General features: G+C 32.8%; 1 protein-coding gene. It reads left to right on the top strand.

Features of this window, described 5'->3' with window-relative positions; all coding sequences use genetic code 11:
* Positions 1-170 precede the first annotated feature (170 nt).
* On the top strand, positions 171-539 hold the full coding sequence (locus U860_RS0105140) for a DUF1413 domain-containing protein (protein WP_025147644.1): 369 nt from the start codon (positions 171-173) through the stop codon (positions 537-539).
* Positions 540-1,166: the final 627 nt, after the last annotated feature.

Here is a 1,166-nt window from a genome sequence, read left to right as displayed (position 1 = left end):
ACTTGACAGGGATAAGACCACGCAAATGTGCTGAGTTTTGAAAGCTTTTAAGTCTAAACTGTTCAATAATATTTTACATCTAGCCTTTACTTATGTCTTACAAAAGTATATAATCATCTCAATCACTTATGTAAGACATAGGTGAATTGTATAGAAGGGGGGGATAAGAAATGAGTCCAACAGTCACTATTCGTTTCAATGAAAAAGAATTTGAAGCAGTTCAGAAATTAGTCAAAAACAATAGTAAAACAGCCGGTGCTTTAATAAAAGAATTAGCACTTAAGGCAGCCGGATATAAGGGGGAATTAGAAGTGACAGTACAAGACATTGACAAAGAAGCATCTAAATTATCTTCTGGAAAAGAATTTAAAGTACGTCATTTATTTGACGAAACGTTATGGGAATCTTACTCTACTGGATCACGTTTATCAATAGGAAAAAAATTTATTAACAAAGTACAGAACGATCCATATTTTAAATCAAAATACGTATTTGTTAGAAAAGATAGCGATAATGCCGCAATTTATCGAAAAAAATAAAAGTAGCCTTATTTTATAATAAGACTACTCTGTAAAAGTTATTGAACGCACATCTTTTGGGTTAGGGTGCGTTCTTTTTTATTATACAGCCAATTTCTCCAGTTGTAACTTATCCTTGGGGTCCTGCCGCATTGCTATCAAGCTAAGAAAAGCAAATACCCCCAAACGAAAAAATAAGCCGTTTTCTGTCAAAAATACACGGAATTTTCACCCTGGGGGTGTTATAAAATTCTTAAGTTGATGGGCATGTGGTGAGCCCCCTCATAGCAAAAAATACAAGAAGCTACTACCATCCATGTTCTTCTTCGTATATTCGCACCAAAACCCAATAATCTATATGAAAATAAACAAGTTTAATTAGCAGCTAGGGAAATGTCGAATTTATCAGAATCTTGTATTTTTTTGTTGTTTTATCTTGTTATTAATGTTAAACTTATACTCACAAAGAAAGAGATTAAAGAGGAACCTTTACTGAGTTAATTTTCTGATTTTTCTGTCTTTATCGATTTTCCTCCACTCCGTTTGATTGGCATGTTTGTGTATTGCTTCCCTAATCTTTCTTTGTTGTACCCTTCAGAAGAAAACAATTTGTTCCTATCCAAGTTGTTTTCTTCATTAATATAAAAA

It is taken from the genome of Bacillus sp. H1a (assembly GCF_000633475.1).
In the GTDB taxonomy this organism is placed as follows: Bacteria; Bacillota; Bacilli; order Bacillales; family Bacillaceae_G; genus Bacillus_A; species Bacillus_A paramycoides.
Note: the sequence above shows the minus strand (reverse complement) of the source record. Positions and strands in the feature narration are given on the sequence as shown.

What these genes read in the sequence shown, in the direction of transcription:
- U860_RS0105140 (WP_025147644.1), top strand. Translation starts at nt 171, where the DNA reads ATGAGTCCAACAGTCACTATTCGTTTCAATGAAAAAGAATTTGAAGCA.